The following is a 3,744-nucleotide window of genomic DNA, read 5'->3' on the forward strand; positions in this document are numbered from 1 at the left end:
CACCGGCGCCGTCCCCAACCCCACCCACCAGCTGGACTGGCGCCGCTTCTCCAGCGACGAACTGCTCTCGCTGTACGAGGCGGAGCGCGCGGTGCTGCTGGAGGCGGCCCCGACCGTCCCCGCCACCACCAACTTCATGGCGATGTACAACTTCGACGCCCTCGACTACTGGCGCTGGGCCCCGAAGCTGGACATCGTCTCCAACGACCACTACCTCCAGTCCACCGACCCCGAGTCGCAGATCGACATCGCGCTCAGCGGCGACCTGGTCCGCTCCCTCGCGGGCGGCCCCTGGCTGCTGATGGAGCACTCCACGGGCGCGGTGAACTGGCAGCCGGTGAACCGGGCCAAGGGTCCTGGGGAGTTGCGGCGCAACGCGCTCGCCCATGTGGCGCGCGGCGCGGACGGCATCGCCTACTTCCAGTGGCGGGCGGCCAAGGCGGGCGCCGAGCAGTGGCACTCGGCGATGCTTCCGCACGCGGGCACGGACAGCCGGATCTGGCGGGACGTCGTCCGACTCGGCGCGGATCTGCGGGCGCTCGCCGAGGTGCGCGGCAGCGTCGGCACGGCCGAGGTGGCGATCGTCTGGGACTGGAACTCCCGCTGGGCGATGGAGCTCCCGTCGCAGCCGAGCGGCGAGCTGCGCTTCCAGGACCTGGTCCGTGCCTGGTACGAGCCGCTGTGGCGGGCGGGCGTCGCCGTGGACTTCGTACGCCCCGACGCCGACCTGTCGGCCTACCGCCTGGTCCTGGCCCCGAGCCTCTACCTGGTGGACGACGAGGGCGCGGCCAACCTCACCGGCTTCGCGGAACGCGGCGGCACCCTCGCCGTCGGCTTCCACAGCGGCGCGGTCGACGAGAACTGCCATGTCCGGCTGGGCGGTTACCCGGGCGCGTTCCGCGAGGCGCTCGGCGTGCGCACGGACGAACTGTTCCCGCTGCTGCCGGGGGAGTCGGTGGGCCTGAGCGTCGGCGGCACCGGGACCCTGTGGTCGGAGCGGGTGAGCCTCGCCGGCGCCGAGCCGGTCGCGTCGTACACGTCCGGGCCGCTCAGGGGTGTCCCGGCGGTGACCCGCAACGCGCACGGCACCGGCGTGACCTGGTACCTGGCCACGCTGCCGGATCCGCAGACACTCGCCGCGCTGGTGGACCGTATCCGCGCGGAGGCGGGAGTGGAGCCGGTGCGCGGCACCCCGGAGGGCGTCGAGGCGGTGCTGCGGCGCGGTCCGGACGCCGACTACCTCTTCCTGATCAACCACACCGACCGGCCCGCCCATGTCGCGGTCGCCACGGACGCCACCGAACTGCTCACCGGCAGGCCGGTGCCGGGGGCGGTCAGCGTCGCGGCGGGGGAGACGGCGGTGGTGCGGGAGCCGCGCCGAGTGGCAGGGTGGGGACACTCGTAGGGGGCTTCAGAGGGGCGGGGGCGGCATGCCGGAGCTGAGCAAGGGCGGGAACATCGTGGTGGGCTCCGGCCCCCTCGTCGCCGAACTGCACGCCGTGGGCGGCACCATCGACCTCAGCGCCCTGCTGGTGGCGGCGGACGGCAGGGTCAGGTCCGACGACGACCTGGTCTTCTACAACCAGCCGTCCGCGGAAGCCGGTGCCGTACGGCACGTCGCGGCCGACGCCGAGGGCCCCGAGCGCGTCGAGATGAACCCGGCCGCGCTCCCGGCGGACGTGGACCGGGTGGTCCTGGTCGGCAGTTGCGACCCCGACGACGCGAGCCGCACCTTCCGCGAGGTCAAGGACGTACTCGTGCGCGCCTCACAACTCGGCGCGGACCCCGTCCACTTCCGTCCGCCCGCCCTCACCGACGGCGAACGCGCCGTACTCCTGATGGAGCTCTACCGCAGGGGCGAGGCCTGGAAGCTGCGCGCCATCGGCCAGGGGTACGCGGACGGGCTGGCGGGGTTGGCGACGGACTTCGGCATCGAGGTGGCGGAGGAGGAGCCCGTGCGGCAGGCGGAAGAGGCGCAGGTCCGGCCGACGCCGACCGCGGCCCCGCCTACAGCCCCGCCCCCCATGAACCTGCGCAAGCCCCCGCTCGGCAAGATCAGCCTCGACAAGGGCGGCCAGGTCTCGATGAGCCTGGACAAGGCCGACCGCGAGCTGGTGGTCACGGCGACCCTGGAGTGGGACGGCGGCAGCGACGAGCGCCGCAGGCGGGGCGCCGACCTCGACCTCTACGCCCTGTTCGTGCCGGCCTCCAAGGCGGTACGCGGCGAACAGGCGCCCGGCACCCTCATCACGCCGAAGAAGAAGTCGCGTCCCGCGCCCGAGACGGACACGGCGAGGAAGGGCAAGGGCGCGGACGTCGTCTACTACAAGCGTCTCGGCTCGCTGAAGAACCGTCCCTTCATCCACCTCGACGGCGACGCCCGGGTCCCCGGCCGCGAGACCCTCCGTATCGTCCGCCCCGACCAGCAGGGCTACGTCCTGCTCTGCGCCTACTCCGCGGTCAGCAACGGCTTCGGCTCCTTCCGCAGCTTCGGCGCGAAGGTCGTGGTCACCGACGGCCGCGGCTCGACCGTCACCGTGCCGCTCTTCGAGAACACCAAGACCCGGTACTGGGTGGCCATCGCCCTGGTCGACTTCACCGAGTCCGAGGGGGCTGCGATCCACCACGTCGAGGCCTACAGCGGCCGGATGACGGAGCGCCGCCCGGTGCTCCACGCGGACGGCACGGTGGAGATGAACGCGGGGCCGGTGGAGTTCAAGAGGCGCTGACACCTGCGCGGGAGGGGGCGAGGGCATCGTGAGGTGCAAAACCCTCTAAACCGGGCAAAAAGTAAAGGTGCGCGGCATCCACGCCCCGAAGGCCGTCCCCCATGCCTGAGCTCCCGGACGTCGAGGGCTTCCGGCAGGTGCTCCGCTCCTGTGCGCAGGGCAGGGTCGTCCGTCGCGTCGAGGTGCGCGACGCGGGCGTCCTGCACGGGGTGAGCGCGCGGGGCCTGCGGGACGCGCTGGAGGGCCGGCGGATCACCGGGACGCGGCGGCACGGCAAGTGGCTGCTGGCCCACACCGGTGGCCCGACCCTCGCACTGCACTTCGGCATGACCGGCCTGCTGCTCTGCGCCCACCCGGACGACGATCCCGAACCCCACGACCGCGTCCTGTTCACCCTGGCCCGCGACCGCCAGCTGCGCTACCGCGACCAGCGCAAACTCCAGGGCCTGTGGCTGGCCCACGACGACTCCGACGTCGTACGGCTGCTGGCGCACCAGGGCCCCGACGCCCTGACGGTGGACCGGGCGGAGTTCGACACCGCGCTCACCGCGCACCGCGGCCGCGTCAAGGCGGTCCTGATCGACCAGTCGGTCCTGGCCGGCCTCGGCAACCTCCTGGCCGACGAGATCCTGTGGCGCGCGAGGCTGCGCCCCGCCACCCCGGCCAACGCCCTCACCGAGCGGGAACGCCGCCGCCTCTACACCCAGATGCGCCGCACCCTGCGCCCCGCGGTCACCGCGGGCCGGGTCCCGCCACGCCCCACCTGGCTCACCGGCCACCGCGACAGCCCCGACCCGCACTGCCCTCGCTGCGGAGCCGCGCTGCGCCGGTCGCGGGTGGGGGGTCGTACGACGGTGTGGTGCCCGGGGTGTCAGGGAGGTGAGGAGGGGGATGGGAAGTAGGGAGGGAGAGGGCGTGAGGGCTGAGGGAGGGAGCGTGAGGCCGAGGGAGGGGGGGTGAGCCGTCGGCGACGCATCCTCCCCGGTACCCGCCCGGCATCCCGGCGAGAGCGAGA

The 3,744-nt window shown here is 73.3% G+C and carries 3 protein-coding genes; all 3 read left to right on the plus strand.

Features of this window, described 5'->3' with window-relative positions; all coding sequences use genetic code 11:
• Positions 1-1,405, plus strand: a 1,405-nt coding sequence (locus L0P92_RS42950) for a beta-galactosidase (RefSeq protein WP_234768566.1), incomplete at its 5' end; no start/stop codon positions are given.
• Positions 1,406-1,430: 25 nt separating this feature from the next.
• Positions 1,431-2,729: a TerD family protein gene (locus tag L0P92_RS42955; protein WP_234768567.1), complete on the plus strand. Its 1,299-nt coding sequence runs from the start codon at positions 1,431-1,433 to the stop codon at positions 2,727-2,729.
• Between the two features lie 101 nt (positions 2,730-2,830).
• Complete coding sequence (locus tag L0P92_RS42960) at positions 2,831-3,631, plus strand: Fpg/Nei family DNA glycosylase (RefSeq protein WP_234768568.1); 801 nt, start codon at positions 2,831-2,833, stop codon at positions 3,629-3,631.
• Positions 3,632-3,744: the final 113 nt, after the last annotated feature.

Origin of the sequence: Streptomyces muensis (genome assembly GCF_021474425.1) — a bacterium.
GTDB classification, from domain to species: Bacteria; Actinomycetota; Actinomycetes; order Streptomycetales; family Streptomycetaceae; genus Streptomyces; species Streptomyces muensis.

Excerpts from the sequence above, each read along its gene's own strand:
- L0P92_RS42955 (WP_234768567.1), top strand. The coding sequence starts at position 1,431 with ATGCCGGAGCTGAGCAAGGGCGGGAACATCGTGGTGGGCTCCGGCCCC.
- L0P92_RS42960 (WP_234768568.1), top strand. The coding sequence starts at position 2,831 with ATGCCTGAGCTCCCGGACGTCGAGGGCTTCCGGCAGGTGCTCCGCTCC.